Origin of the sequence: Pseudomonas sp. Z1-29, assembly GCF_051131995.1 — a bacterium.
Classification (GTDB): Bacteria; Pseudomonadota; Gammaproteobacteria; order Pseudomonadales; family Pseudomonadaceae; genus Aquipseudomonas.
Genome location: NZ_CP071645.1, coordinates 3,541,950 through 3,566,825, shown reverse-complemented (window position 1 = coordinate 3,566,825; position 24,876 = coordinate 3,541,950). Strand labels below are relative to the sequence as shown.

General features: G+C 62.1%; 22 protein-coding genes and 2 pseudogenes. 17 read left to right on the top strand and 7 right to left on the bottom strand.

Annotated elements, in window-relative coordinates; translation table 11 throughout:
- Window positions 1-116 precede the first annotated feature (116 nt).
- Window positions 117-1,079, bottom strand: coding sequence for a DMT family transporter (locus tag J3P84_RS15970; protein ID WP_434624311.1), 963 nt, complete (start codon window positions 1,077-1,079; stop codon window positions 117-119).
- 79 nt (window positions 1,080-1,158) lie between these two features.
- On the opposite strand from J3P84_RS15970, the gene J3P84_RS15965 reads away from it, so the two are divergent.
- On the top strand, window positions 1,159-2,175 hold the full coding sequence (locus J3P84_RS15965) for a LysR substrate-binding domain-containing protein (protein WP_434624309.1): 1,017 nt from the start codon (window positions 1,159-1,161) through the stop codon (window positions 2,173-2,175).
- A gap of 30 nt (window positions 2,176-2,205) precedes the next feature.
- On the opposite strand, the gene J3P84_RS15960 is transcribed toward J3P84_RS15965, so the two are convergent.
- The gene (locus tag J3P84_RS15960; RefSeq protein WP_434568826.1) at window positions 2,206-3,108 is read right to left on the bottom strand and encodes a bestrophin family protein; all 903 of its coding nucleotides are present in this window, start codon (window positions 3,106-3,108) and stop codon (window positions 2,206-2,208) included.
- Between the two features lie 133 nt (window positions 3,109-3,241).
- Window positions 3,242-4,207: an AraC family transcriptional regulator gene (locus J3P84_RS15955; RefSeq protein WP_434624307.1), complete on the bottom strand. Its 966-nt coding sequence runs from the start codon at window positions 4,205-4,207 to the stop codon at window positions 3,242-3,244.
- A gap of 101 nt (window positions 4,208-4,308) precedes the next feature.
- Here J3P84_RS15955 and J3P84_RS15950 point away from each other — a divergent pair, with 101 nt between their 5' ends.
- Window positions 4,309-5,580 (top strand): MFS transporter, encoded by a 1,272-nt coding sequence (locus J3P84_RS15950; RefSeq protein WP_434624305.1) that lies wholly within the window; start codon window positions 4,309-4,311, stop codon window positions 5,578-5,580.
- Here J3P84_RS15950 and J3P84_RS15945 read toward each other — a convergent pair.
- Window positions 5,552-6,454, bottom strand: a complete 903-nt coding sequence (locus tag J3P84_RS15945) for a LysR substrate-binding domain-containing protein (RefSeq protein WP_434624303.1) — start codon at window positions 6,452-6,454, stop codon at window positions 5,552-5,554. The genes J3P84_RS15950 and J3P84_RS15945 overlap by 29 nt on opposite strands.
- A 239-nt stretch (window positions 6,455-6,693) precedes the next feature.
- On the opposite strand from J3P84_RS15945, the gene J3P84_RS15940 reads away from it, so the two are divergent.
- The 6 genes and pseudogenes from J3P84_RS15940 (at window position 6,694) to J3P84_RS15915 (ending at window position 11,969) form a co-directional block, all read left to right on the top strand.
- The gene (locus J3P84_RS15940; RefSeq protein ID WP_434624301.1) at window positions 6,694-7,539 is read left to right on the top strand and encodes a transporter substrate-binding domain-containing protein; all 846 of its coding nucleotides are present in this window, start codon (window positions 6,694-6,696) and stop codon (window positions 7,537-7,539) included.
- 12 nt (window positions 7,540-7,551) lie between these two features.
- Entirely contained in the window at window positions 7,552-8,214 is a 663-nt protein-coding gene (locus J3P84_RS15935) for an amino acid ABC transporter permease (protein WP_434624299.1), read from the top strand.
- Window positions 8,215-8,221: 7 nt separating this feature from the next.
- On the top strand, window positions 8,222-8,941 hold the full coding sequence (locus J3P84_RS15930) for an amino acid ABC transporter permease (protein ID WP_434624297.1): 720 nt from the start codon (window positions 8,222-8,224) through the stop codon (window positions 8,939-8,941).
- The gene (argH, locus tag J3P84_RS15925) at window positions 8,911-10,413 is read left to right on the top strand and encodes an argininosuccinate lyase (protein WP_434624295.1); all 1,503 of its coding nucleotides are present in this window, start codon (window positions 8,911-8,913) and stop codon (window positions 10,411-10,413) included. The genes J3P84_RS15930 and argH overlap by 31 nt, the downstream gene beginning before the upstream one ends.
- 2 nt (window positions 10,414-10,415) lie before the next feature.
- Window positions 10,416-11,146: pseudogene (locus J3P84_RS15920) on the top strand (amino acid ABC transporter ATP-binding protein).
- Between the two features lie 58 nt (window positions 11,147-11,204).
- Window positions 11,205-11,969 (top strand): amino acid ABC transporter ATP-binding protein, encoded by a 765-nt coding sequence (locus J3P84_RS15915; protein WP_434624293.1) that lies wholly within the window; start codon window positions 11,205-11,207, stop codon window positions 11,967-11,969.
- A 54-nt stretch (window positions 11,970-12,023) separates the two neighbouring features.
- Here J3P84_RS15915 and J3P84_RS15910 read toward each other — a convergent pair.
- The 3 genes and pseudogenes from J3P84_RS15910 to J3P84_RS15900 all read right to left on the bottom strand — a co-directional run bounded on the left by J3P84_RS15910 (window position 12,024) and on the right by J3P84_RS15900 (window position 14,639).
- Window positions 12,024-12,737: pseudogene (locus tag J3P84_RS15910) on the bottom strand (ABC transporter ATP-binding protein).
- Between the two features lie 3 nt (window positions 12,738-12,740).
- Window positions 12,741-13,583: an ABC transporter permease gene (locus J3P84_RS15905; RefSeq protein WP_434624291.1), complete on the bottom strand. Its 843-nt coding sequence runs from the start codon at window positions 13,581-13,583 to the stop codon at window positions 12,741-12,743.
- Window positions 13,584-13,646: 63 nt separating this feature from the next.
- Window positions 13,647-14,639: an aliphatic sulfonate ABC transporter substrate-binding protein gene (locus J3P84_RS15900; RefSeq protein ID WP_434624289.1), complete on the bottom strand. Its 993-nt coding sequence runs from the start codon at window positions 14,637-14,639 to the stop codon at window positions 13,647-13,649.
- Between the two features lie 302 nt (window positions 14,640-14,941).
- Here J3P84_RS15900 and J3P84_RS15895 point away from each other — a divergent pair, with 302 nt between their 5' ends.
- The 9 genes from J3P84_RS15895 to J3P84_RS15855 all read left to right on the top strand — a co-directional run bounded on the left by J3P84_RS15895 (window position 14,942) and on the right by J3P84_RS15855 (window position 24,872).
- Window positions 14,942-15,889: an ABC transporter substrate-binding protein gene (locus J3P84_RS15895; RefSeq protein WP_434624287.1), complete on the top strand. Its 948-nt coding sequence runs from the start codon at window positions 14,942-14,944 to the stop codon at window positions 15,887-15,889.
- 253 nt (window positions 15,890-16,142) lie between these two features.
- A complete protein-coding gene (locus J3P84_RS15890) occupies window positions 16,143-17,558 on the top strand; it encodes an LLM class flavin-dependent oxidoreductase (RefSeq protein ID WP_434624285.1) in 1,416 nt (471 codons plus the stop codon).
- Window positions 17,559-17,562: 4 nt separating this feature from the next.
- Entirely contained in the window at window positions 17,563-18,534 is a 972-nt protein-coding gene (locus J3P84_RS15885; RefSeq protein ID WP_434624283.1) for an AMP-binding protein, read from the top strand.
- Window positions 18,531-19,301, top strand: coding sequence for an ABC transporter ATP-binding protein (locus J3P84_RS15880; protein WP_434624281.1), 771 nt, complete (start codon window positions 18,531-18,533; stop codon window positions 19,299-19,301). The genes J3P84_RS15885 and J3P84_RS15880 overlap by 4 nt, the downstream gene beginning before the upstream one ends.
- A complete protein-coding gene (locus J3P84_RS15875) occupies window positions 19,298-20,179 on the top strand; it encodes a branched-chain amino acid ABC transporter permease (protein WP_434624279.1) in 882 nt (293 codons plus the stop codon). Before J3P84_RS15880 ends, J3P84_RS15875 begins: the two co-directional genes overlap by 4 nt.
- Before the next feature lie 4 nt (window positions 20,180-20,183).
- Window positions 20,184-21,248, top strand: coding sequence for a branched-chain amino acid ABC transporter permease (locus J3P84_RS15870; protein WP_434624277.1), 1,065 nt, complete (start codon window positions 20,184-20,186; stop codon window positions 21,246-21,248).
- 86 nt (window positions 21,249-21,334) lie between these two features.
- Entirely contained in the window at window positions 21,335-22,669 is a 1,335-nt protein-coding gene (locus J3P84_RS15865; protein ID WP_434624275.1) for an ABC transporter substrate-binding protein, read from the top strand.
- A gap of 25 nt (window positions 22,670-22,694) precedes the next feature.
- On the top strand, window positions 22,695-23,471 hold the full coding sequence (locus J3P84_RS15860; protein ID WP_434624272.1) for an ABC transporter ATP-binding protein: 777 nt from the start codon (window positions 22,695-22,697) through the stop codon (window positions 23,469-23,471).
- Window positions 23,472-23,639: 168 nt separating this feature from the next.
- Window positions 23,640-24,872, top strand: coding sequence for an SfnB family sulfur acquisition oxidoreductase (locus J3P84_RS15855; protein WP_434624270.1), 1,233 nt, complete (start codon window positions 23,640-23,642; stop codon window positions 24,870-24,872).
- Window positions 24,873-24,876 lie beyond the last annotated feature (4 nt).

Genomic DNA, 24,876 nt, shown 5'->3' with positions numbered 1-24,876 from the left:
TATCTGGCGCCGAAAACTATAGACAGGGCTCAATCAGGTTGCCAGGTGAGCTGAGCAATTGGACGTACCCCGAAGCGGATCACCGGATGACGGCCAGCCTGTCCGTCAACCCGTCTTCAGGACTGCATCTTCTCCTTGCGATTTTCAGGGGGCGGGCAACTTCTATCAACCCCAGTCTGCCCAACCGCTTTGCTGAGATTCACTACGAGCAGGCCGACAATAGTCAGGCTTGCGCCTAGCAGAAATCCGAAGCTCGTTTGCTCTCCGAGCCACAGATAACCCATCAGTACGCCAAACAGCGGACTCATGAAGGCCAGCACTCCAAGACGAGCTGCGAAGTAGCGGCGAAGCATCCAGAACCAGATCAAGTAGCTTGCCACTGACACGATTAATGTCTGGAAAACCAGGCTGGCCACTGCGCCGGTAGAGAAAGTCATCGAGCTTTGGCCTGCTACCAGGCTTAAAGGCAGCAGAAAGAGAAAGGCTCCTGCCAGTTGATAAAACAGGGTCTGGGTTGCCGGAGCTTCACTAAGGCGACTGGTACGCACCGCTACTGTCGTAAATCCCCAAGTAGCGCCCGCGCACAAGCCCAACAGGTCACCTAGAAGACTGTTTGAGTTGGTGATTTGAAGGGCTGTCCCGTCCCGTGGCATGAGGAAGGTGACGGCAATCCCTGCGAACGCCAGAGACATACCAGACCATTGAATCGCGCTAAGGCGCTCCTCCGGCAAGCGTAGATGCAGACCAATGGCAGCGAATAAGGGCGCTGTATAAAGGAAAACCGCCATATGTGAAGCACTTGTCCAGCGTAACCCTTGCGCGATAAACAGAAATTCGCTGGCGAACAGAACGGCCACGACCAACCCGGAGCGGCACCAGACACGTGGCAACCACATCTCCCGCATGATGCATTTTCCGATCAGCCAGACCAAGGCTGCAGCGACTCCCGAGCGAACGGCGACCTGCATGATGGGTGCCATGTCACCAGCAACCGCCTTCATTGCCACTTGCTGGGCACCCCAAATGAGGCACAGCACCACCATCACCGCCGTGGCAGCCCCGTCTACAGACTTTCTCACTTATTGGCACCTTTTATCGCTGATGATTTGCACAACCATTTATTCCTCACTCGGTTGGGAACAGCCGGCCACCTGCCGGATGATCGGCATTGGTTTTTCCTACGGAAATCGGAATTCGTTCTGCGCTGTGGCGAAATTCGATTGTGGGAAAGTACGCAAGCCGCTACAAATCATGTGTTTTCGATCTATAGAAGAGAAAAACTACGTCATGAGAGCTGACACGCCCCTCAGGGCTATCGCTTGCTTCGACGCGGTCATGCGCACTGGCAGCGTCAGCGTCGCTGCAAGCCAGTTGTTCGTGACGCCGGGAGCAGTAGGGCAACAGATCCGCAAACTGGAAGGTTGGCTAGGAACGCCACTGTTCGTACGCAGTGTGCGCAGGCTGCAACCAACGGCGGAAGCTCTGAGCTACTGGGAGCAGGTGAAGCCGGCTCTTCGCCAGCTGGAGACAGCCAACCTGGCTGTCCGGGGTCTTAGAGACAGGCAGGTACGGTTGAGTCTGCCGCCGGCGTTCGCCAAGTCCTGGTTCGCAAAACGGATGCCGTTGTTCACCGAGCGCTATCCAGAAGTGCAACTGCACCTGAGTGCATCTACCGATACCGTGGATTTTAATGACGCCGCCTGCGACCTGGCAGTGCGCCATTTCGATGGATATGCCAGTGACGTGCACGCAGAACTGCTCTTGCCAGACGAGGTAAGGGTCTACTGCAGCCCGGCCTACCGCGAACGGCTGCAGTTGCATGACCTTGATTGTTTGCCGGGAGCAACCTTGCTTTATACGACTTCTCATGCCCACTGGTCTCAATGGCTGTCATCGGTCGGCATGTCCCCTGATAACTTCTCCAGCAGCCTCAAATTCGATCAGTCCGAGTTGGCAATCGACGCGGCGCGGCGCGACCAAGGTTTGGTGCTCACCAGCCCTTGGCTGGTCGAGGACGACATGGAGCAAGGCCTTCTTGTACCTGTCGTTGACGCTGTATTGAAGACTGGCAAGGGCTATTATCTGGTGCAGGCCAAAGATGTGGTGCTGGGTGAGGCAGCCCAACTGTTGCGCCAGTGGCTATGTGAAGTAGCGCGGCGAGTTCAACAACATTGATGACTTGAGGGGCCATTACAGGGTTTTTCTTCAAGCGTTCTCTTCAATCCTGCGCACATCACCCAAGGAATCGCGCTGCATCGACTGCAGGTTCTTTTCGATGGTTTCGCACAGCGCTTCCATCTGGATCTGATGTTCGCTGTGGCGAAACGGGCTTTGCAGATCGGTGCCGATGCGCTCGATGGCCAGCAACATGAACCCAACCACGGTAGAAGCCAGCGGCGTGAACCAGCCCAGGGATTCCACCAGTCCAACCGGCACAATCAGGCAGAACAGCGAAATAAACAGCCGTGGAAAATACACATAAGGGTAGGGCAGCGGCGTATTCGCGATCCGCTCCATGCCGCCCTGACTGTTGGACAGGTCCACCAGCGTCGACTCAAGACGCGCCAGGCGAATACTGTCCAAGTGTCCGGCCTTGTATTCGCGTGCCAGCAACGTCGCCGAGCCGGTGAGGATATCGTTGGCAAAGTTATTGGTCGTGCCACTGCGGGCAAACTCCTCGTCCGGAATAAACGCCCGCACCTCCTCGGGACAAGGCTGGCCTTGCAGATGCGCGGCGAGGCAATTCACATAAGCGACGTGGCGACGCAACAAGGTCGACTTGACCGGATTCACCTCGCTGCCGGGGTCGTCCAGCAGCGTCAGCACCTGACGGGCGAAGCTGCGTGAATTGTTGATCATCGTCCCCCACAGCGTCCGTGCTTCCCACCAGCGGTTGTAAGCACTGCTGTTGCGGAAACTGATCAACACCACCAAAGCCGAGCCGAGCAAGGTCAGCGGCATCAGCGGCAGGTTCAACTTGGCGTTGAGAAACAGCATGAAGTCCACCGTGACGGCGATGTCCCAGAGCAACAACCAGAACAAAGCCCAGCCCACGTAGCCCATGGTCTTGACGATGAGACGGTAATTTTTGACGATGGCAGCTTTCAAACGGAAACCTCGTGGCGAGCAGTTAGCTTAAACGCTTAAGCTCGGACGATGCTTGGGCGCAAAGGTTCGGTTGGCGCAGGAAGCAGCCTCCTTACTGCCGACTCAACTTCGTCGTCCTATCCGCCTGTCAAGGCTAGAGAGCCGACTGCCTCGACTGACGACTCAACCCAGGCGTCTTGCCCGTAACGCGCTTGAATGCGCGGCTGAAAGCGGCCTGGGAGGTGTAGCCCAGGCGCTGCGCCACTTCTTCGATTGGCAGCCTTTCGAGCGTCAGCCACTGGCTCGCGAGCCGCATCCGCAGTTCGGTGACGTAGCGCAACGGGGCCATGCCGATAGTCGCCTGGAAACGGTCGGCGAAGACCGAGCGCGAGGTATTACATTGCTTCGCCAACTGCGCAACGGTCCAGTCGCGGCCCGGTTGTTGATGGAGCGCGAGAAGTGCATTGGCCAGGCGCTGATCGCGCAATGCGGCGACCAGGCCAGAGGCATTGCCGCAGGCGCACTCCACCCAACCGCGAACGACCATGGCGGCCACCACGTCGGCCAGCCGCGCGAGAATGCCGGCGAAGCCGACACGTGCGGCGCTCGCTTCGCGTTCCATGGTGGTCAGGATCGGCATCAGTCCAGGGTAACGCTGGCCGCCAGCATCAATCAGCATCAGGCCCGGCATCAGCCTGCCCAGGCCATGGATGCTGCCCAGTTCAAACTCCATGCAGCCGCTGAACAGAATGGTCGTCGGCGTGGGGCTGGCATCGTTTCCGGTATCCACCGCGCTGACGGCATCGCCGAGGGGAGCGCCGTCCAGGCGATCGATGTCTTGAACCGGCGCGTCCACATAGGACAGCAGTTGGTGGGCCGCCCCATGGGAAATGAACACGGCATTGCCGGCCGACAGCGCGTAGGTGGTTCCGTCTTCCATCCGCAGCAGTGCATTGCCGACCGCCAGGAAGTGGAACCAGGCGTGTCCTGGTTTGGCAGCGAAGCCCAGGCCGAAGGCTGGACCGGCCTGGATACGCCGGTACTCGACACCACGCAGGCGCATGCCGCGCAACAGCTCGTTGATGAGATCCGAGGAGAGGGCAAACTGATCGGTGGGCATGGTTCAGGTGTTTCGGTCAAAAAGTCGAGGTTTTCGATCATAGATCATCCGGTTTCGCGCGCCTAGACTGCGGGTCGCAATGAAATTCGGAGATCCGTGTAATGACTGACTGTGTGTGTAATGCCGGACCCGGCAGCCGTTCCGGCGTCGGGCCGGATGTGGAGCCGACAACCCCCGCGTGGATGGCCGTTTTCTCGCTGGCAATGGGCGTGTTCGGATTGCTGACCGCCGAGTACCTTCCGGCCAGCCTGTTGACGCCGATGGCGACCGACCTGGGAGTGTCCGAAGCGTTGGCTGGCCAGGCGGTAACGGTGACCGCCGTGGTTGCGTTGTTCGCTGGGCTGTTGGTGCCAGGCCTGACCCGCGGCATCGACCGCCGCTGGGTGCTGCTGGGTTTCTCCACGTTGATGATCGCATCCAATCTACTGGTCGCCGTTTCTTCCAGCCTCGCGGTGCTGTTGCTGATGCGTATCTTGCTGGGCATTGCCCTGGGCGGGTTCTGGAGCATGGCGGCAGCGGCGGCGATGCGCCTGGTACCGGCGGCTTTGTTGCCCCGAGCGCTCTCGATCATTTTCAGCGGCATCGCCATCGGGACGGTGGTTGCGGTCCCGTTGGGTAGCTACCTGGGCGGGCTGTATGGCTGGCGCAGCGCGTTCTTTGCAGCGGCGGCGGTAGGTGTGGTGACCCTGGCTTTCCAGTCGTTCACGCTGCCGCGCCTTGCGCCACGCAGGCCGGCACGCCTGCGCACCGTACTTGAAGTGTTGCGGCGCCCGGGCATCGCCATGGGCATGTTCGCTTGCGTGCTGGTGCACAGCGGCCATTTTGCGATGTTCACTTATGTCCGGCCATTTCTCGAAGGGACTACCGGCATCGACGCGCAAGGGCTGTCGCTGCTGCTGCTGGGTTTCGGAGTGGCGAACTTCGCCGGCACGCTGTTGGCCGGGTGGCTGCTTGAGCGTCATCCGCTGGCCACCCTGGTATTGATGCCGGCGCTGGTAGGCGTTGCCTCAATGGCGTTGGTGCTGTTGCCGGCCTCGGTGCCGGGCCAGGCGGTGCTGCTGGCAATCTGGGGCCTGGCCTTTGGCGGTGTGCCGGTGGCGTGGTCGAACTGGGTCGCCAGCGCGGTGCCTGATCAGGCGGAAAGCGCCGGGGGCATGGTGGTGGCGTCCGTGCAGTCGGCCATCGCAACGGGCGCTGCCGCTGGCGGTGCAATGTTCAGCCTCGGTGGCAGCGCCGGCGTATTCGTCGCGGCGGCTGTGCTGATGCTGCTGGCTGCGTTGCTGATTGCGTTGCGGGTGCGGGTTCGTTCTGTCCATGGCAGTGCCCAGGCCACGACGGCGCCGCTCATTGCCAATCCGTCGCAACGGCAGTGAGCATTTCATGAATCAGTTGCCCGAACCGTTGTGTCAGCAAGCCTTGCGGCCTGTCTGCCGGTAGCAGCAGATAGGTCGAGAAGCGTATCTGTGGGCGAAAGGGGCGGATTTCGATGCCAGTATGCAGGTACTCCAGCGCCACGATCGGGCTGACGATGCTGACGCCCAGGCCCAGACCCACCAACGAGCAGACCGTGGCGGCGTAGGGCGTTTCCAGGCTCAGTTTCCGGTGGCCCCGGTCCTCGGGGAATGCCCGGTCGACCCGGGCACGAGAGCCGTCGTTTTGCGACAGCGAAATGAATTCCTCGCCCTTGAGATCCTCCGGTCCGACGCAGGCCAGTGCGCTCAGGCGGTGACCCTTGGGGAATATGCACACGCCTGGCACGTCGCAGATCAACCGGGTCGTCACCCCCGGCATGTCCTCGCCGACGTAGGACGCCAGCCCCAGATCGCAAAATTGCGAGGCAGTCCAATGGGCAACCATCGGTGAGTCATTGGTATGGAGCGAGATCGCGACGTCCGGGTTCTCCTGGCGAAAGCGTTGGATCACGCGAGGCAACACCGTCAGCGACAGGGAGGGGACCGCGGCGATACGCAAGCGCCCCGTGCCGACGCGGCGGATGTTCTGCGCGGCTTTCTCCAGGCTGTGCAGCCCGATGAACGCCCGCTCGACATCGGCGAACAGCGCGGCCCCCTCATCGGTGGGTAGCAAGCGTCCGGCGACCCGTTCGAACAGCTTGAAACCAGCGTTGCGCTCAAGTTGGGCGATCAAACGACTGATGTTGGGCTGGGAGGTATGCAGGGACTCGGCCGCGGCGGTCATCGAGCCACTCAACATGACCGCGCGAAAGGCTTCGACTTGTTTGAAGTTCATGGCGTCCCATATCAATTTGGTATGAATGACTGATGAATTGTCATTTGTTTGCATGAGCCACAGGCTTTATAAATCTTTCCATCGACGTGAGCGCGAAGGCGGGAACGGCGATGCGGTTCGAGCATACGGCAGTCATAAGCATAAAAAAACGCCGCTCTTTATCTCATTTCTGCCCTTGTATTTTCACGGTGTCGTGCCGCCTCAGCCGCTCGATACCGATAGGTAAACCAGGAGGCATCATGTCATTTTCATTCAAGATTCTTGGCAGTGCGCTGGCGTTCTCGTGCCTGACGCAGGGTGGTCTTACCCAGGCCCAGGCAAGCGGATTGCCTGCGGTTCCCGATGAGATCAAGGAGGCCGGCCAGGTGCGTGCCGGCGTGCGTTGCGACCAACCGCCCTACGGTTTTCAGGACAGCAGTGGCCAGTTCGCCGGCGTCGAAGTGGAGATGGCCAGGCAGATCGCGCTGTGGTCGCTGGGCTCGAAAGACAAGGTGACGTTCACCTGCGTCACGGCGGAAAACCGCGTCCCGCAATTGCTCGGGCGCAAGGTCGATTTCCTGATCGCGACCTTGGGCGTCACCCCTGAACGCTTGCGCGTCATCGACTTCACCACGCCTTATCGTTGGGGCGCCAGCGACGTGGTGGTGAAGAAGGACAGCCCGATCAGGAAAATCGCCGACCTCAACGGCAAGACCCTCGCTACCCTCAAGGGCTCGGTGCAGGCCAAGTGGTTCGAAGACCACATGCCGGGGGTCAAGACCTTGCGCATGAACAGCGCCGCCGATGCGTTGCAGACCTTCCGCCAGGGCCGCGCCGATGCCTACACCCATGATGCGGCGACGCTTGTGGTGGTGGCGGACAATGACAAGGACGCGCGCCTGCTCAACGAGCCGTTCCAGATTTCCGATGCGGCGATCGGCGTGCGCAAGAACGACGAGGCATGGCGCGACTACCTCAGCGCCGCCATCGCGCGCATGCATGAGGAAAAACTGTTCCGTGGCTGGATCCAGCAGTTCGTGCCCCAGGGCATCCAGAGCTACTACATAAGCGTCTTCGAGCAGCCCAAGCCTGCCGAAGCCCTTTGAGCGGACGTCACCATGGACTTTGACTTCAACTATCTATTGGCCCAGTGGCCGGCGCTGCTCGATGGCGTGCAGATGACGTTGCGCGTGTCGGTGCTCGCCATCGGTTGCTCATTGCTCGTGGGTGTCCTCGGCGGCGCGGCGCGGGTGATGAAAGTGCCGGTGCTGGCGCAGGTCGTGGCGTTGTACGTGGAACTGATCCGCAACACGCCGATCCTGGTGCAGTTGTTCTTCATTTTCTATGGGTTGCCCGCCATCGGCATGGGGCTGTCGCTGTTCTGGTCGGGGGTGTTGTGCCTGTCGCTTTGGGCCGGGGCCTATCAGATCGAGAACGTGCGGGGAGGGCTGGCGACCGTGGAGCACGGCATGCGTGAAGCCAGCGTGGCGCTGAGCCTCAAGCCAAGTCATCACTTTTTCCTGGTGGCCTTGCCCATCGCTTTCAGAACCAGTTTGCCGGCGATGTTGAACACCGCCATTTCGTTGCTCAAGAACTCGTCCTACCTGCAGGCCATCGGCCTGGCCGAGCTGACGTTCGTCGCGGTGGACCGCATTGCCACGGATTTTCGTGCCATCGAAATGTTCAGCGCCATTTGCGTCATCTACCTGGCGCTGGTGGGGATCCTGGCGCTGTTGACGGGACGGCTCTCGGCCCGCTTGCAACGACCTTTCCAACACTGAGGCCGGTATGAATTTTCTGATCGAAAACTGGGCCTTCGTATGCAAGGGCCTGTGGATGACCTTGCGCCTGGCGTTGGTGGTGCTGCTGTTCACTACGCTGATCTCTGTCGTTCTCGGGGTGCTGGCGACGCTGAAGAATCGTCTGTTGCAGTTGGCGATCCACGGTTACGTCGAGCTGTTTCGTTCGATCCCGTTGATCGTCAATGTGTTCTTCATCTTTTTCGGTGCGCCGATGTTGGGCCTGGACTTGAGCCCGTTCGTGGCGGTGACCACCGGCCTGACCCTGTGGGGCAGTGCCAATGGCATCGAGATCGTGCGCGGTGGCCTGGAGTCGGTGGCGCGCCATCAATGGAAAAGCGCCTGGGCACTGGGCCTGCGGCCCTGGCAAATCTATCTCTACGTGATCGCGCCACAGTCGATGCGCGCCATCCTTCCGGCGTACACCGGCCTGCTGACCATGCTGGTACAGGCCACGTCCCTGGGCGCGCTGGTGGGTGTCGGCGAGTTCCTCAAGGTCGGCCAGATCATCATCGAACGGGACACCGTCATGACTGGTGTGAGCCCTGCGTTCACGGTCTACGGCCTGGTGTTGCTGGTGTATTTCGTCATCTGTTCCCTGCTGAGCTGGCTCAGCCGCTATCTCGAACGTCGGCTGGGTCGCCCAGTGACGCGTGCCACTCCTGAAGAGGTTTCAACATGCAAGCATCCAAAGTCAGCCGGCGCCTGAAGGAAGCCACCGCGCCGGAAGTCAACGAGTACATCTACCGGCCGCGCCTGCAGGGCTTCGCCGAGGGTTTCGAACTGTTGGGCAATATCAACAAGGCCCACATCGTGATGCTTGCCGAGCAAGGCCTGATCAAGGATGAGCACGCCGCTGTGTTGGCCAGGGGCGTGCTCGAAATGGAGGAGGCCGGGCCTGGCGAGGTGGCCCTCGACCCGTCCCGTGAGGATGCCTACTTCAACTACGAGGCCCACCTGATCGGGCAAATTGGCACCGACATTGGCGGGCGCCTGCACACCGGTCGCAGCCGCAACGACATCCTCGCCACGCTCGACCGGCTGCGCTGCCGTGAAGTGCTGATGGACCTGATCGAGGCATTGCTGGAAGTCCGCCAGACAGCTGTCAACAACGCCGAAATGTTCGCCGACGTGGTGATGCCGGGTTATACCCATCTGCAACCGGCGCAGCCGATCACCTATGGCTATTACCTGTCCGCGGTGGAACAGGCGTTGGCGCGCGATTGCAAGCGCCTGACCCAGACCCTGGAATCGATGAACCAGAGTCCGCTGGGCGCGGCGGCCTTTGCCGGGACGCCATTCAACATCGACCGGGGGCGCACGGCCGAGCTGCTGGGTTTCGACGGTTATCTGGACAACGCCCTGGATGCGGTCGGCTCCAGGGATTTCATTCTCGAAAGCCTGTCGCACCTGAGTCTGTTGGCGGTGTTCTGGAGCCGCGTGGCCCAGGATTATTTCGTCTGGAGCACTCACGAATTCAGCCTGATCGACTTTCCCGACAGCGTCGCCGCGACGTCGAGCATCATGCCCCAGAAGAAAAACCCCACGGTGCTGGAGTATCTCAAAGGCCGCAGCGGGCATATTGTCGGCCTGCTGATGGGGGCGAGTATCAGCATCAAGGGAAGCAATTTCTCCCATACCGGCGACGGTAATCGCGAGGGCATCCGTGGCTTCTGGGAGGCCGCCGAAGAAAGCCTGCGCTGCCTGAAACTGTTGGATCTGGTATTGCGCACCGCAACGCCGAATATTGAGCTGGCGGTACGCCGGGCGGGAGAGGATTTTTCAACCGCCACCGGCCTGGCCGATCTGATCGTGCAGGAAGCGGACCTGTCGTTCCGCGAGGCCCATCATGTCGTCGGTGGGGTCGTACGCATGGCCATGGATGCGGGCATGCTGGCGCACCAGATCGATAGCGCGATGGTCGATGTCTGTGCCCTGGAGCAGCTGGGGCATGCGCTGAACCTGCCGGCCCAGAAGGTGCGCGACTGCCTTGATCCGACCGCCAACGTCCAGGCGCGGATTTCGGCGGGCGGTCCGTCGATGGCTTCACTCAAGCCGAGCCTGCTGCGCGCCAACGCCAGAATCGCCACCGAGCGCCAAGCCAACCAGGCTCGTCGTGATCGCTTGGCGGCTGCCCATGAGCGTTTGCAAGCAGCGACCCGGGCGCAGGCGGGGCTATGAGCATGTTGACGGTACGTGGGTTGCACAAGCGGTTCGGTGACCATGAGGTGGTCAAGGGTGTGGACCTGGACGTTGCCGAAGGCGAAGTGGTGGTGATCATCGGTCCCAGCGGCTCCGGAAAATCCACCTTCATTCGCTGCCTCAACAGCCTTGAAGTGCCCTCGGCCGGCAGTGTGGTGATCGGCAATGGCGAGTCGATCAAGGCGGGTGATCGCAAGGCACTGGCGAAGTTGCGGGAGGAGGTGGGCATGGTGTTCCAGGACTACACCTTGTTCCCGCACCTGTCGGTGATGGCCATATGATCCTGGCGCCGCTCAAGCTCAAGCGCGCGTCCAAGGCCGAGGCACAAAGCGCTGCGCTGGCACTGCTGGACCGCGTCGGACTTCGGCATAAGGCTGACGGGTACCCATCCGAACTGTCGGGTGGTCAGCAACAGCGCGTGGCGATCGTCCGTGCCTTGGCCATGAAGCCAAAATTGCTGCTGTTCGATGAGCCCACCTCGGCGCTGGACCCGGAAACCGTTGGCGACGTGCTGAACGTGATGAAGGGTCTGGCCGCCGAAGGCATGACCATGATTGTCGTGACCCACGAAATGGGCTTTGCCCGGGAAGTGGCGGACCGGGTGATATTTTTCGACGCAGGGCGGATTGTCGAGATGGGGCCGCCGTCGCAGATATTTACCGCGCCCCAGGAGGCTCGGACACGACAATTCCTGCAAGCGGTCCTTCATTGAAGCGCAGATATTCAGGCCGTTGCTCGACATGAGCGGGCCTGCAGCATGGGAGTTTGTGATGAATGAAGTGAGCCCTGGGCCTGCGGGCGCCGACGGCATGATCCGCATGGAGGCTGTCCACAAATGGTACGGCCAGTTCCACGTGTTGAAAGACATCAACCTGAACGTCAGGCAGGGCGAGCGTATCGTCCTGTGCGGCCCTTCGGGTTCCGGCAAGTCCACCACCATCCGCTGCCTCAATCGCCTGGAAGAACACCAGCAGGGCCGCATCGTGGTCGACGGCGTCGAGCTGACCAACGACCTCAAGCAGATCGAAGCGATCCGCCGGGAAGTCGGCATGGTGTTCCAGCACTTCAACCTGTTCCCGCACCTGACCATCCTGCAGAACTGCACCCTGGCGCCAATGTGGGTGCGCAAGATGCCCAAGCGCAAGGCCGAGGAAATCGCCATGCACTATCTGGAGCGCGTGCGCATTCCAGAGCAGGCGCACAAGTACCCGGGCCAGCTCTCCGGCGGTCAGCAACAGCGCGTGGCGATCGCCCGTGCCCTGTGCATGAAGCCGAAGATCATGCTGTTCGACGAACCGACCTCGGCCCTCGACCCGGAAATGGTGAAAGAGGTTCTGGACACCATGATCGGCCTGGCCGAAGACGGCATGACGATGCTCTGCGTGACCCACGAGATGGGTTTCGCCCGCACCGTGGCCAACCGCGTGATCTTTATGGACAAGGGCGAAATCGTCGAACAGGCCGCCCCGCACGACTTCTTCGACAACCCACAGAACGACCGTACCAAGCTGTTCCTGAGCCAGATCCTGCATTGATCGACCTTGCTACGCTGGTCAGGTGATGCCGGCCACTGCTGGTTGAACGCCTGTTCAAATCACATGCGCACGCTGCAATTCAGTCAGGCCCAGCGCCTTGAGCTGCGCCAGCAATGGGTCGCGTCGATCCCGCGGATGGTCCAGCTGCACCGTCAGTTCCTGGCGGATGCTGCTGGGGCGGTTGTCCATCACCAGGACCCGGTCACTCAGGTACAACGCCTCGTCGACATCGTGGGTCACCAACAACAGGGCGATTGCGTGCCGCTCGGCCAGTTGCAGCAAGAGGTCCTACAGTTTCATTCGGGTAAAGGCGTCCACGGCACTGAAGGGTTCGTCCAGCAATAGCACTTGCGGTCGCGAGTACAGGCCGCGGGCAATCGCCACGCGTTGCGCCATGCCGCCGGACAAGGCCTTGGGCAAGGCGTCGGCAAAACCGTTGAGGCCAACTTCGTCGATCAACTGCGCGACCCAGGCCTTGTCGTAATCATCGTCATCACCGAAGCCGATGTTCTGTTGCACCGTCAGCCACGGCATCAGCCGTGCTTCCTGAAACACAAAGGCGAGCTGTTCGGTGTGGCTGAGCAGTTGTCCTTCGAAGTCTTTTTCCAGGCCTGCGACGATGCGCAGCAAAGTGCTTTTGCCACAGCCGCTGGGGCCCAGCAGGCTCACGGTTTCACGGGGCTGCAGTTGCAGGTGGATATTATTGAGCACAGTGGTGGCGGCAAAGGTCTTGCGCTCGACGTGGATATCCAGCAGGGCTTGGGTCATGGATCAGTCCTCGCTGCCGTTGAAGGTGTCGCGCCAGGCCAGGAAGCGTTTTTCCAGGCCGGCAAGGATGCCGTCGCTGAGCTTGCCGAGCACGGCGAGTGCGATGATGGCCGCCAGGACGATGTCCGGCCGCGAGGTTTCGCGGCCATCGCTGAGCAGATAGCCCAAGCCTTTGGTGGCGGCGATCAGTTCGGCCGCCACCAGAAACATCCAGGCCAGGCTCATGCCGCTGCGCAACCCGGTGAACAGGCCGGGCAGGGCGGCGGGCAGGAGAATCCGCCGCACCAGGCGGCGACGGTTGAACCCGTACATATGGCCGACTTCCACCAGCTTGCGGTCGATGTTGCGAATCGCTGCGACGCCATTGAGGTAAACGGGAAAGAACGCGCCGATGGCGATCAGCACCACTTTCGAGGTTTCGTCGATGCCCAGCCACAGCAGGAGCAACGGCACCCAGGCCAGGCTGGGAATCGAGCGCAGGCCGGCGAAGGTTGGTTCCAGATAGGCTTCGGCTTCGCGGCTCAAGCCAACCCAGGCGGCAAATACCAAGGCCAGGCCGGCGCCGATGGCGAAGCCCAGCAATACCCGCAACAGGCTGGAGCTGATGTGTTTCCACAGCGCCCCTTCGGCGAGGTCGCCGAGGGTCAGGGCGATCTCGCTGGGGGCTGGCATCTGGTAGGAGGGCAGCCAACCGATGCGCACGATGATCTCCAGGAATACGATGATCAGCACCGGCAGGGCCAGCCCCTTGAGACGCAGTCGCCAGTCGGCATTGAACAGGGGCGCCTTGCTTGTTGCGGGCAGGGCCAGGCGCAGGCTGGAAAGGTCTTTGCTGTTACTGCTCATGGCGGTTCTCCGGCAACGTCGAATCCGCGCCAGGCGCGGATCGGTTGTCGCCTGGGCAATCGGTTATTGACGGGCCACGGCCTGTTGGTGACCGGTGTCGAGCAGTTGCTCGATGACCTGGTCAACATTCACCCCGCGACGCACCAGCTCCTCGGAAACCAGGATCGGCGCGGCGGCCTTCGAGGCCAGCACGTCCCTGGCGCTCAGTTGTGGGTTGCCCAGATCAGTACGCGACAGTTGCAACCTGGCCACTTCCAGCGGCAGGCCCGATTCGTCGGCCAGAAGTTTGGCCAGCTCCTGCGGATGACCTACCGCCCATTCACGGGCCTGTTCATAAGCGGCGAGTACGGTGTTGATGGTCTGCGGATGCTCCTTTGCATACTTTTCGGTGACGCTGACCACCCCGTAGCTGTTGAAGCCGGGGTTGCGATAGAGCAGGCGCGATCCGGCCTGGACTTCGCTGGCGGCCATGTGCGGGTCGAGGCCGGCCCAGGCGTCGACGTCACCTTTTTCCAGGGCGGTGCGCCCGTCCGGGTGCTGCAGGTGGACGAGTTCTACGTCGTCCTTGTCCAGCCCGGCCTGTTGCAGGCTGCGCAAGGTGAACAGGTAGGGATCGGTGCCCTTGGTGGCGGCGATTTTTTTGCCCTTGAGGTCGGCGATTGTCTGGTACGGCGAATCCTTGCGCACCACCAGGGCGGTCCATTCGGCGCGGCTGTAGACGTAGACCGACTTGATCGGGCTGCCGTTTGCCCGGCTCAGCACGGCGGCGAGGCTGGCGGACGAAGCGAAGTCGACGCCGCCGCTGTTGAGGTATTCCAGGGAACGGTTACTGCCCTGGCTCAAAACCCAGCTCACCTTGGTCTGGGGCAGGGCCTTTTCCAGATAGCCGAAGTGCTTGAGCACCAGGCTGACCGGCGAGTAATAGGCGTAGTCCAGGTGCACTTCAGTCGGTGGGCTTTCTGCGGCCAGGGTCAGGGACGGCAGGCCCAGCACCAGGGCGCAGGCGCTGAGCAGGGATCTGGCGCGGGCCAGGGAAAAGCGGAGGGCGGGTTTCATCGAGCGGCTCCAGGCAAGGCGGCAAGAAGGCAATGTTCTTATTTCCGAAGGATCGAAAGGCAGGAAAAAACCCGCCGGATTGGAATATTGCAGGCTCTGTGCCATAGCCGGAAAACGCGCGGCTGGCGGGGCGCCAGGGGGTGGAAGTTTCGAGGGCAATGTTGCCCTGTCAACAGTCTGCTGCGGCGCTGTTGCAGCGCAGTCAGCGGTCGCAAGTGACTTATGAGCTTATGCCTTAAAAGAATTTCTGAGTTGAACTACAAGAGCGTTAAGTTCTAAGAAATTCATTCAGGAGTCTTTTCATGAAGCCCGGCCAATTCTTGCAACGTCTACTGCTCGGCACATTGTTTGCCGCACCGTTGGCCCAGTCCGCCGAGCCATTGGTACTGCATGTCGGCGACCAGAACTATTACAACGTCCGGGCTTCGGTGGAGGCTTCGGGTGTGCTTGAGGGCGCCCCCTATCGCGTCGACTGGAAGCACTTCCAAGCGGCCGCGCCACTGGCCGAGGCGCTGAGTACTGGTGACCTGGACCTGGGTTTCCTCGGCGATTCGGGCTTTCTGTTCCTGGCCGCCAAACAGGCACCGGTGAAGTTGATCGGCGTCTCGCGGCAGAACCCTGACACCATCGCGCTGCTCGTGCCCAAGGACTCGCCGGTCAAGACCATCGCCGACCTCAAGGGCAAGAAGGTCGCCTATTGGCCCGGGGCGTGGAGTCAGCAACTTACACTGCGCGCCCTGGAACGGGCCGGCTTGCCGGAAGACCACGTCGACTTCATCAAGCTGATGCCCATTGATGCAGCCGCTGCCTTGCCCCAGGGCAGCATCGATGCCTTTCCGGTGTGGGAGCCCTACATCTCGCAACAGATCCTCTTCTCCGGCGCCCGGCCGATCCTGACGGCGAAGGACCTCATGCCCGGCCTCAGCGCCATTGCCGCCTCGACGCCGGCCATCGACAGCAAGCGTGAAGCCATCGCCGACTTCCTCGGCCGCGTGAAACAAGCCCGCGCCTGGGTCGACAACCACACCGACCAATACGCGGACCTCTGGGCAAAGAAGGCCAATCTTGACCAGGACGTCTCGCGCCATTGGTTGCGCCAGGCCCACATGAGCGTTGGTCCGGTGGACCAGCAGTCCGCCGCCGACCTGCAGAGCACGGCGGACTTCCTGTTCAAGGTCAAGGCGCTGCCGGCTCCGCTGGCCACTGCTGGCGTTATCGACACGTCCTTCAACCAAGCCTTCAGCCATTGAACATTGATGAGCGTCGGCCGGTTGCGGACCAGGCCGTCGAGTGGGTGTTGGCAAACGGTCCCGAGCGAATGTCCGAACTGTTTGTTATCGAACAATTGATCAACACCGGTGTTGGGAGGTAGTCACCCTGATTGCGCGGTTCCGTGAGTAAGCCACTGTAAATAAAGGAATTTACGAACTGGCATGAATCATGTTGAGACAGCAACGAGAAAGCGCCCGGATAGGGTGCTGACCCCATCGAGCAGGAGTTCCCATGCCACGTGAAATTCGTTTCAATGCCTTCGAGATGAACTGCGTCGGCCACCAGTCTCCAGGGCTCTGGCGACATCCCCTGGATCGTGCCTGGCAGTATAAAGACCTGGATTACTGGACCGACCTGGCCAAACTGCTGGAGCGCGGCAAGTTCGACGGCATCTTCATTGCCGATGTGATCGGTATCTACGATGTGCTCGGCGGCAATGGTGACGCCGCGATCCGCCAGGCGACCCAAGTCCCGGTCAATGATCCACTGGCGCTGATCACGCCGATGGCACTGGTGACCGAGCACCTGGGTTTCGGCCTGACCGCCTCGTTGACCTTCGAGCATCCCTATCCCTTTGCCCGCCGCCTGTCGACATTGGATCACCTGACCAAGGGGCGCATCGGTTGGAACATCGTCACGTCTTACCTCGACAGCGGCGCGCGTAACCTCGGCCAGAAGGCGCTGAGTGATCACGATGCACGCTACGACTACGCCGACGAATACCTCGAGGTGCTCTACAAACTGTTCGAAGGCAGTTGGGAGGAGGGCGCGGTGGTGCGCGACCGGGAGCGCGGCATCTTCAGCGACCCCGGCAAAGTCCATGAGATCCGTCACCAGGGCAAGCACTTCCAGGTGCCGGGTATCCACCTTTGCGAGCCGTCGCCGCAGCGCACGCCGGTACTCTACCAGGCGGGGGCATCGAGCCGTGGCAAGGATTTCGCCGCCGGCCATGCGGAATGTGTATTCGTCGCGGCGCCGTCGAAGGTCATCCTGAAAAAGACCGTGGCCGATATCCGTCGACGTGCCGCCGAGGCCGGGCGTGATCCGCGCAAGGTGCTGATCTTCAACCTGCAAACGGTGATCGTCGACGAGACCGATGCCAAGGCACAGGCCAAGTGGCGGGAGCTGAAATCCTACAGCAGCTATGAGGGCGCGCTGGCGTTGGTTTCCGGCTGGACTGGCATCGATTTCAGCCAGTACCGACCCGACCAGGTGCTCAAGCACATCCATACCAACGCCATTCAATCGGCCGTGGAAACCTTCTCCACCGCCGACCCCGACAAACAATGGACAGTCCAGGAACTGGCCGATTGGGTCGGCATCGGCGGCTTTGGTCCGTTGATCGTCGGCGGCGCGCAAACCGTCGCCGACGAGTTGCAGGCCTGGGTCGAGGAAACCGATGTGGACGGCTTCAACCTGGCCTACGCCCTGGCCCATGAGACCTTTCGCGACGTGGTCGAGCTGCTGGTGCCCGAACTCCAACAGCGCGGCGTGTACAAGACCGACTATCGCCCTGGCACCCTGCGCGAGAAGCTGTTCGGCGACGGCCCGCGCCTTCCCGCCAGCCACCCGGGCGCTGGTTATCGGGACTTGAATCGCCTGGCCCAGCGCGCTCGTGTCGCTGAGCCGGCCCTGGTTGAGGAGTAAGCGCATGAGTATTTTCGAACTCAATGCTCCATTGCCCGAAAGCGTGACGGACAGCGCCCTCGTGGCGTTGCAGCGCTGGGCCAGGGAGCGTCCGACGCAGATCGCCATGCGTCATCGACGCCTCGGCGTCTGGAAGGCCTGGCGGTGGATCGATGTGCAACGCGAGGTCGAGCGGGTTTGCGATGGCCTGCGCCAGCAAGGCTTCGTCCCTGGCGCGCGGTTGGCACTGAGCGGTGCCTTCGAGCCGAGCCTGCTGATTCTGACATTGGCGGCGCGCCAGCTGGGCGGACACAGCGTGGTCGTCGACCGCGACAGTCAGGGCGAGGATCTGCAACGCCAGTTACGTCTGATCCGCCCGGCGTTCGCCTTTGTCCAGCGCCGCGAAAGTGTCTCGCACTGGCTGCAATGCGGCCTGGATGAAGAATGGCCGCTGCGGCTGTATTCGGCCCAGGCCAGTGCGGCGCGTCGTGGCCTGTGGCAGGTGCAGTCACTGTCGGTGCTGTTCGTCACCGAGGCGCCGGCAGCGCAGCGCCAGGGCTGGGCCCAGGTCGCCAAGGACGCGGTGGTATGGATCGATGAGGGCACTGAATGGCGTGATGGGCTGACTCATCTGTTCCGTCGCTGGCTGGAGGGCGGCGAAGGCCTGGCCTTTCCGGAAGCGCGCGAGTCAGCCAGCCGCGATCGCCGCGAGATTGCCCCGACGGCCTTGCTGTTGTCCGCTGCGCGAGTCGAATCGCTGGCGGCGGAAATCGAAGCCCGGCTGCCGATTGCAGGCAGTTGGCGGCGACGCCTCTGCGAATGGACCCTGGATGATCCGCGACGTGGTCTGCGCCGCTGGCTCAAGGCGCGGGTGCGGCGTCTGCTCGGGTTCCAGCGGCTGCGCCGGATCGAGGTGCCAAGCGCGCCCGCAGACGCCTTGTTGCAAGGCTCGGCGCGCCAGGCCTGGTTGCAGGAATATCTGGAGCGAGCAGCATGAATGCGCTGTTGGAGGTGCGTAATGTGTCGCTGTCGTTCAGGGGCGTGAAAGCGATTTCCGACCTCTCGTTCAGCGTCAGGCTTGGCGAGATCTGCGCGTTGATCGGGCCGAACGGTGCGGGCAAGAGTTCGCTGCTGAACATCCTCAACGGGGTCTACCGGGCCGATGCCGGCCAGGTGTTCTTCGCTGCCGAACCGTTGCGCCGTCCGCATCCACTGAAAGCGGCGCGGCTTGGTATCGGCCGGACGTTCCAGAACAACGCGCTGTTCAAGAAAATGAGCGTGGTGGACAACCTGCTTACTGGCCTGTCGCGCTTGCAGCGTACGTTTTTTCTCGAGCAGGCCTTGGGCTTGCCGCGCGCCCGGCGCGAGGCGCGGGCGTTCGCCGAGCGGGCCGAGCGGGTGCTGGAGTTCCTCGAACTGCAGGCCTGGCGTGACGTAGCGGTGGGCAGCCTTGCCTACGGTTTGCAGAAACGCGTGGAGCTGGGCCGGGCACTGATCGCGCAGCCGACCCTGCTGTTGCTCGACGAACCGATGGCCGGCATGAACGCTGAAGAAAAACAGGAGATGAGCCGCTTTATCGTCGATATCAATCGCGACCTAGGCACCACGGTGATTCTCATCGAGCACGACATTCCAGTGGTCATGGGGCTGTCCAGCCATGTGGTGGTGCTGGACTACGGACGCAAGGTCGGTGACGGCACGCCCGCGCAGGTGCAGGCCAACCCCGATGTGATCGCCGCTTACCTGGGGGCCTCGCACTCATGAATTTCTTTCTGGAAACCCTGGTTGGCGGGCTGCTGGCCGGCACTCTGTATTCACTGGTGGCCATCGGTTTCGTGCTGATCTACAAGGCCAGCGGCGTGTTCAATTTTGCTCAGGGCGCGATGCTGCTGTTCGCCGCGCTGACCTTCGTCAGCTTGCGTGAGCAGGGCCTGTCTTTTGCCCTCGCGTTGGTCCTGACGGTGCTGGTGATGATCGTCGGCGCATTGTTGATCGAGCGCCTGGTGCTGCGGCCGCTGGTCAACCGATCGCAGATCACCCTGTTCATGGCCACCCTCGGCCTGTCGTTCATCATCGAGGGCCTGGCCCAAGGACTGATGGGCGCCCAGGTGCGTGCGCTGGACCTGGGCATCGAGGACGTCCCGCTGTTCGTGGGGGAGATCATGGTCAGCCAGTTCGACTTGATCGCTGCTGGAGTGTCAGGGCTGACGGTGGCGGTGCTGGCCTTGCTGTTCAACCAGACCCGCATCGGGATCGCCCTGCGCGCCGTGGCCGATGATACCCGTGCGGCGTTGTCGCTGGGCATCAACCTCAATCGCATCTGGCAGATTGTCTGGGCCGTGGCCGGAGTGGTCGGCCTGGTCGCCGGGTTGCTCTGGGGCGCGCGGCAGGGCGTGCAGTTCTCGCTTTCGCTGGTGGTGCTCAAGGCACTGCCGGTGCTGATCATCGGCGGCTTCACCTCGATCGGCGGGGCCATCGTCGGCGGGCTGATCGTCGGTGCGGCGGAGAATCTTGCCGAGGCTTACATCGGTCCGCTGATCGGCGGAGGCATCACGCCCTGGTTCGCCTATTTCCTCGCCTTGATCTTCCTCTACATCCGTCCGTCCGGCCTGTTCGGCGACCGGATCATTGAACGGGTATGACGCCATGACCGCTACTGTTGCGCGCCTCACTGCCAGCTTCGACGACTCACCCCTGACCCTGGTGCGCCGGCGTTGGCGGCCGGGCCTCTTGTTGCTGCTACTGGTGGCTTTTATCGGGTTGCCGTGGCTCGGTAATGACTATTGGCTCAACGCGATCCTGATTCCCTTCCTGGTGCTGTCGCTGGCAGGCGTGGGGCTGAACCTGTTGACCGGCTACACCGGCCAGACCTCGGTCGGTGCCGCCGGCTTCATGGCCGTGGGCGCGTTCGCCACATACGGCTTGCTGCTGCGCGTGCCCGGGCTGCCGTTGCCACTGGCGCTGCTTGGCGGTGGAGTGATTGCCGGGTTGGTCGGGCTGCTGTTCGGCATTCCAAGTTCTCGGATCAAGGGTTTTTACCTGATGGTCACCACGCTGGCCTCGCAGTTTTTCCTGGAATGGGTATTTGCCAAATTCCCCTGGTTCTACAACTACGCCTCGTCCGGCACCATCAGCGCGCCACGCCTGGAGCTGTTCGGCCATAACCTCGGCACCCCGGTCGGTCGCTACCTGTTGACCCTCAGTTGCGTGGTGCTGTTGACCTGGGTGGCGGTCAACCTGGTGCGCAGCCAGATTGGCCGCAACTGGATGGCCATCCGGGACATGGACACCGCTGCCGCTGTCATCGGGATCGCCGTGGAGCGCGACAAGCGCATGGCCTTCGCCGTCAGTTCGTTCTACCTCGCAATCGCCGGGGCGCTCTGGGCGTTCGCGTACCTGGGGACGGCCAGTGCAGGCAGCTTCGACATCAATCGTTCGTTCCAGATTCTGTTCATCATCATTATCGGTGGCATGGGCAGCATTGCCGGCAGCTTCATCGGCGCGGCCTTCATCAGCCTCGTGCCGATCCTGCTCAGCCACGCCGGCCTATGGCTGTTCAACGGCAACGTCGACGCCGGGCAACTGCAGAACCTGCAGAAGGTGCTCTTCGGTGGCCTGATCATCTGGTTCCTGATCAAGGAGCCGGAAGGGCTGGCACGCCTGCTCGGCGACCTGCGTGAACGCATCAAGGTCTGGCCGCTGCGGTTCTGAGCGCCTCCCCACAACCCAACGACCTTGACCCTACCGAGGGAAAGGAGGTTTCCAACACTGCACAAGACCCAATCGAGAAGACCAACATGCATGTAACTTTAAAACGCAGCCTCGCTGCCATCGGCCTGGCACTGGGTGCCTGCGCAACGCTGGTACCGGTTGCCCAGGCGGCCAACGAACAGTTCTTCCCCCTGGCCACCTACCGGGTCGGCGCCTATGCCTCCAGCGGCATTCCGGTGTGGGCCGGAATGATCGACTATCTGCGCTACATCAACGAGGTGGAAGGCGGGATCAACGGCGTCAAGCTGGTCTGGCAGGAGTGCGAGACCGAATGGACGGCGGAAAAAGGCATCGAGTGCTACGAGCGCTTCAAGAACGGCCTCAACGGCGCGCCGGTGGCGGTCTACCAGCCCAACGGTGCACCGGCGGCCTATGCCCTCGCGGACAAGGCCGAAGCCGACCGGATTCCGCTGATCACCCTCGGCTACGGCCGTACCGAGGCCACCGATGGCAGGGTGTTTCCCTACAATTTCCCGGCCATGCTGACGTTCTACAGCGAGGCCTCGGCATTCATCAATTATGTGGCTGAGCGTGAGGGCGGGCTGGACAAGCTCAAGGGCAAGAAGATCGCCACCGTCTACCATGACTCGGCCTATGGTCGGGAAACCCAGGGGCCGCTGGCGCTGCTGGCGCAGAAGTATGGCTTCGAGAACATCCAGATCGCGGTGGCGGATCCGGGCAACGAACAGGCCGGGCAGTGGCGCCAGGTGCGGCAGCTCAAGCCGGACTGGGTGTTCCTGCGTACCTGGGGTGTATCCACGCCGGTAGCGATCAAGACCGCGGCGCGTTTCGGCTACCCGGTGGAGCGCATCGTCGGCGACATCTGGGCCAGTTCCAACGAGGACGTGTTGCCGGCCGGCGAGGCCGGCAAGGGCTACCTGGCGTTGACACCCTATCCAGGCGGTGCCGATTTCGACATCCACCAACGCATTCGCCAGTACATCCTTGATACCGGCAAGAGCGATCTCAAGGATCCGAAGAGTTTCGGCAGCGTCTATTACAACTCCGGCCTGGTGAATGCCGCCATTGCCGTCGAGGCGATCCGCACCGGGCAGAAAAAGTTCGGCAATCGCCCGCTCAACGGTGAGGAAGGTCGCTGGGGCCTGGAGCATCTCTACCTCGATGACGCGCGTCTCAAGGAGATCGGTTTCCTTGGACTGATGCAGCCGCTGAAGCTGTCTTGCAGCGACCATGAAGGTGGCGGGGCAGCCAAGGTACAACAATGGGACGGCCAGCAATGGAAACTGATCACCGACTGGGTCCAGGCCGACCGCGCGACGTTGCGCCCATTGATCGACGCCAAGGCCGCCGAGTATGCGAAAGAAAAGGGCGTAACGGCCCGCGATTGCGCGGCGCAGTAGCCGTGCGCACGAGGAGGAAGAACCCATGACCATTGCGGCCCTTGCGGGCACCGCAAGCAGCGAGTTGCTGGCGGTACACGACATCGAAGTCATCTACGACGGCGCGATCCTCGCCGTGGCCGGGGTTTCCCTGCGGGTCGGGCAGGGCGACATCGTTGCGCTGCTGGGCGCCAACGGGGCTGGCAAGAGCACCACGCTCAAGGCCATTTCCGGGTTGGTCCAGGCTGACCGTGCGCAAGTCAGCCGCGGCCGGATCACTTTCCAGGGTCAGGATACCGCCGGCGTCGCCGCCAACCTGCTGGCCCGCCAGGGCATTGTCCATGTGCTGGAGGGGCGCCACGTGTTTGCCCACCTGACCGTCGAGGACAACCTGCGCACCGGCGGTTTCCTGCGTAACCCGACGCGCCGGGAACTGGAACAGGATCTGGAGCGCATCTACGCCTGGTTCCCGCGTCTCAAGACCAAGCGCAAGACCCAGGCCGGGCTGACCTCCGGCGGCGAGCAGCAGATGCTTGCCATCGGTCGGGCGCTGATGACCCGACCTCGGCTGGTATTGCTGGATGAACCTTCGATGGGGCTGGCGCCGATCCTCGTCGAGGAGATTTTTGCCATCGTCGCCCAGCTCAATGCCCAGGAAGGCATGAGCTTCCTGGTGGCCGAACAGAACATCAACGTTGCGCTGCGCCATGCCACCTACGCCTACGTCCTGGAAAACGGTCGAGTCGTGGGTGAAGGCAGCGGTGCGGAGTTGGCGGCGCGGGAAGACATCCAGCAGTTCTATCTGGGCGGCAAGGCCGGTTGAGTGCCGGTTTTCCGCTGTCTTGTGGGCAACAGTGAATCCGCAGTTTGCTGTTGCAGGGGCTTTGTCCAGCCCGCTGCTGGTTCACAACTCTTTGAAAAGAAAGGGTTTAACGGGTTGGTACGGACTGTGCTCTGGCTGATGAGGAACCCGTTACGAAAGGAGCAGCACATGAGCCATTCAGCGACTATTGATCCGTCCGAGCAGGTTCGTCCGGTGCCTCGGCGCCCGGCCCATCTCATTCGCAGCGACGCCGAGGCGATCGCGGTGGCGCACCGTGTGGCCGGGGATTTCGCTCGCGAGGCGGCAACCCGCGACCAAGAACGACGACTGCCCTGGGAAGAACTCGAACGCTTTTCCGAAAGCGGGTTGTGGGCGATCAGCGTGCCGAAGGCCTACGGTGGCGCCGGGGTGTCCTATGTCACGCTGAGCGAAGTGATCGCCATCATCTCCGCAGCCGATTCCTCCCTCGGCCAGTTGCCGCAAAACCATTTTGGTGTACTCAGCAATCTTGGTTTGACCGGCAGCGAAGAGCAGAAGCGGCGCTACTACGCCAGGGTGCTCGAGGGGTATCGCTTTGGTAACGCTTTTTCCGAAGCGCGAAGCCAATACGTCACCACGTTCCAGACGCAGATTCGCTTCGAGGGTGACACGGCGGTACTTGATGGAGAAAAGGCCTACTGCACCGGTGCATTGTTCGCTCATATCGTGCCGGTAGCCGCGGTGGACGAGGCGGGGCATGTGCATATCGCGCTGGTTCCGCGCGATGCCGCCGGATTGACGGTGATCGACAGTTGGGACGGTTTCGGCCAACGCATCACCGCCAGCGGCCAGGTGCGCATCGAAGGCGTACGCGTGCCTGCCCGCGACGTGGTACCTGCCTGGAAAGCCTATGACCAGCCCACTGCCGATGGTCCGATTTCGCAGATCATCCAGGCCGCGGTGGACACCGGCATTGCCCGGGGTGCCTTCGCCGAGACCCTGCGTGTCGCCCGCCAGGCGCGTCCTTGGGTCGACAGCGGCCTGCAACACGGTTGGCAGGATCCGCTAGGCCAAGCGCTGATCGGCGAGCTGGCCTGGCGGCTGCAAGCGGCCGAGGCGATTTTGCAGCGCGCGGCCCAAGCGGTCGATCTTGCGGTCGCCGAGCCCAGTGAGGAACGGGTCGCCGAAGCCTCTGTGGTCGTAGGCCAGGCCAAGGTGCTGTCCACCGAGATTGCCCTGGAGGCTTCCAGCCGCCTCCTGGAGCTGGGCGGCACGCGCAGCGTCTCGGCCAGCCAGGGCCTGGACCGATTCTGGCGCAATGCGCGGACCCATACCCTGCATGACCCGGTGCGCTGGAAATACCACCTGGTCGGCAACCAGCTTCTCAACGACATCAAGCCGCAACGTCACTCCTGGAACTGAGGTA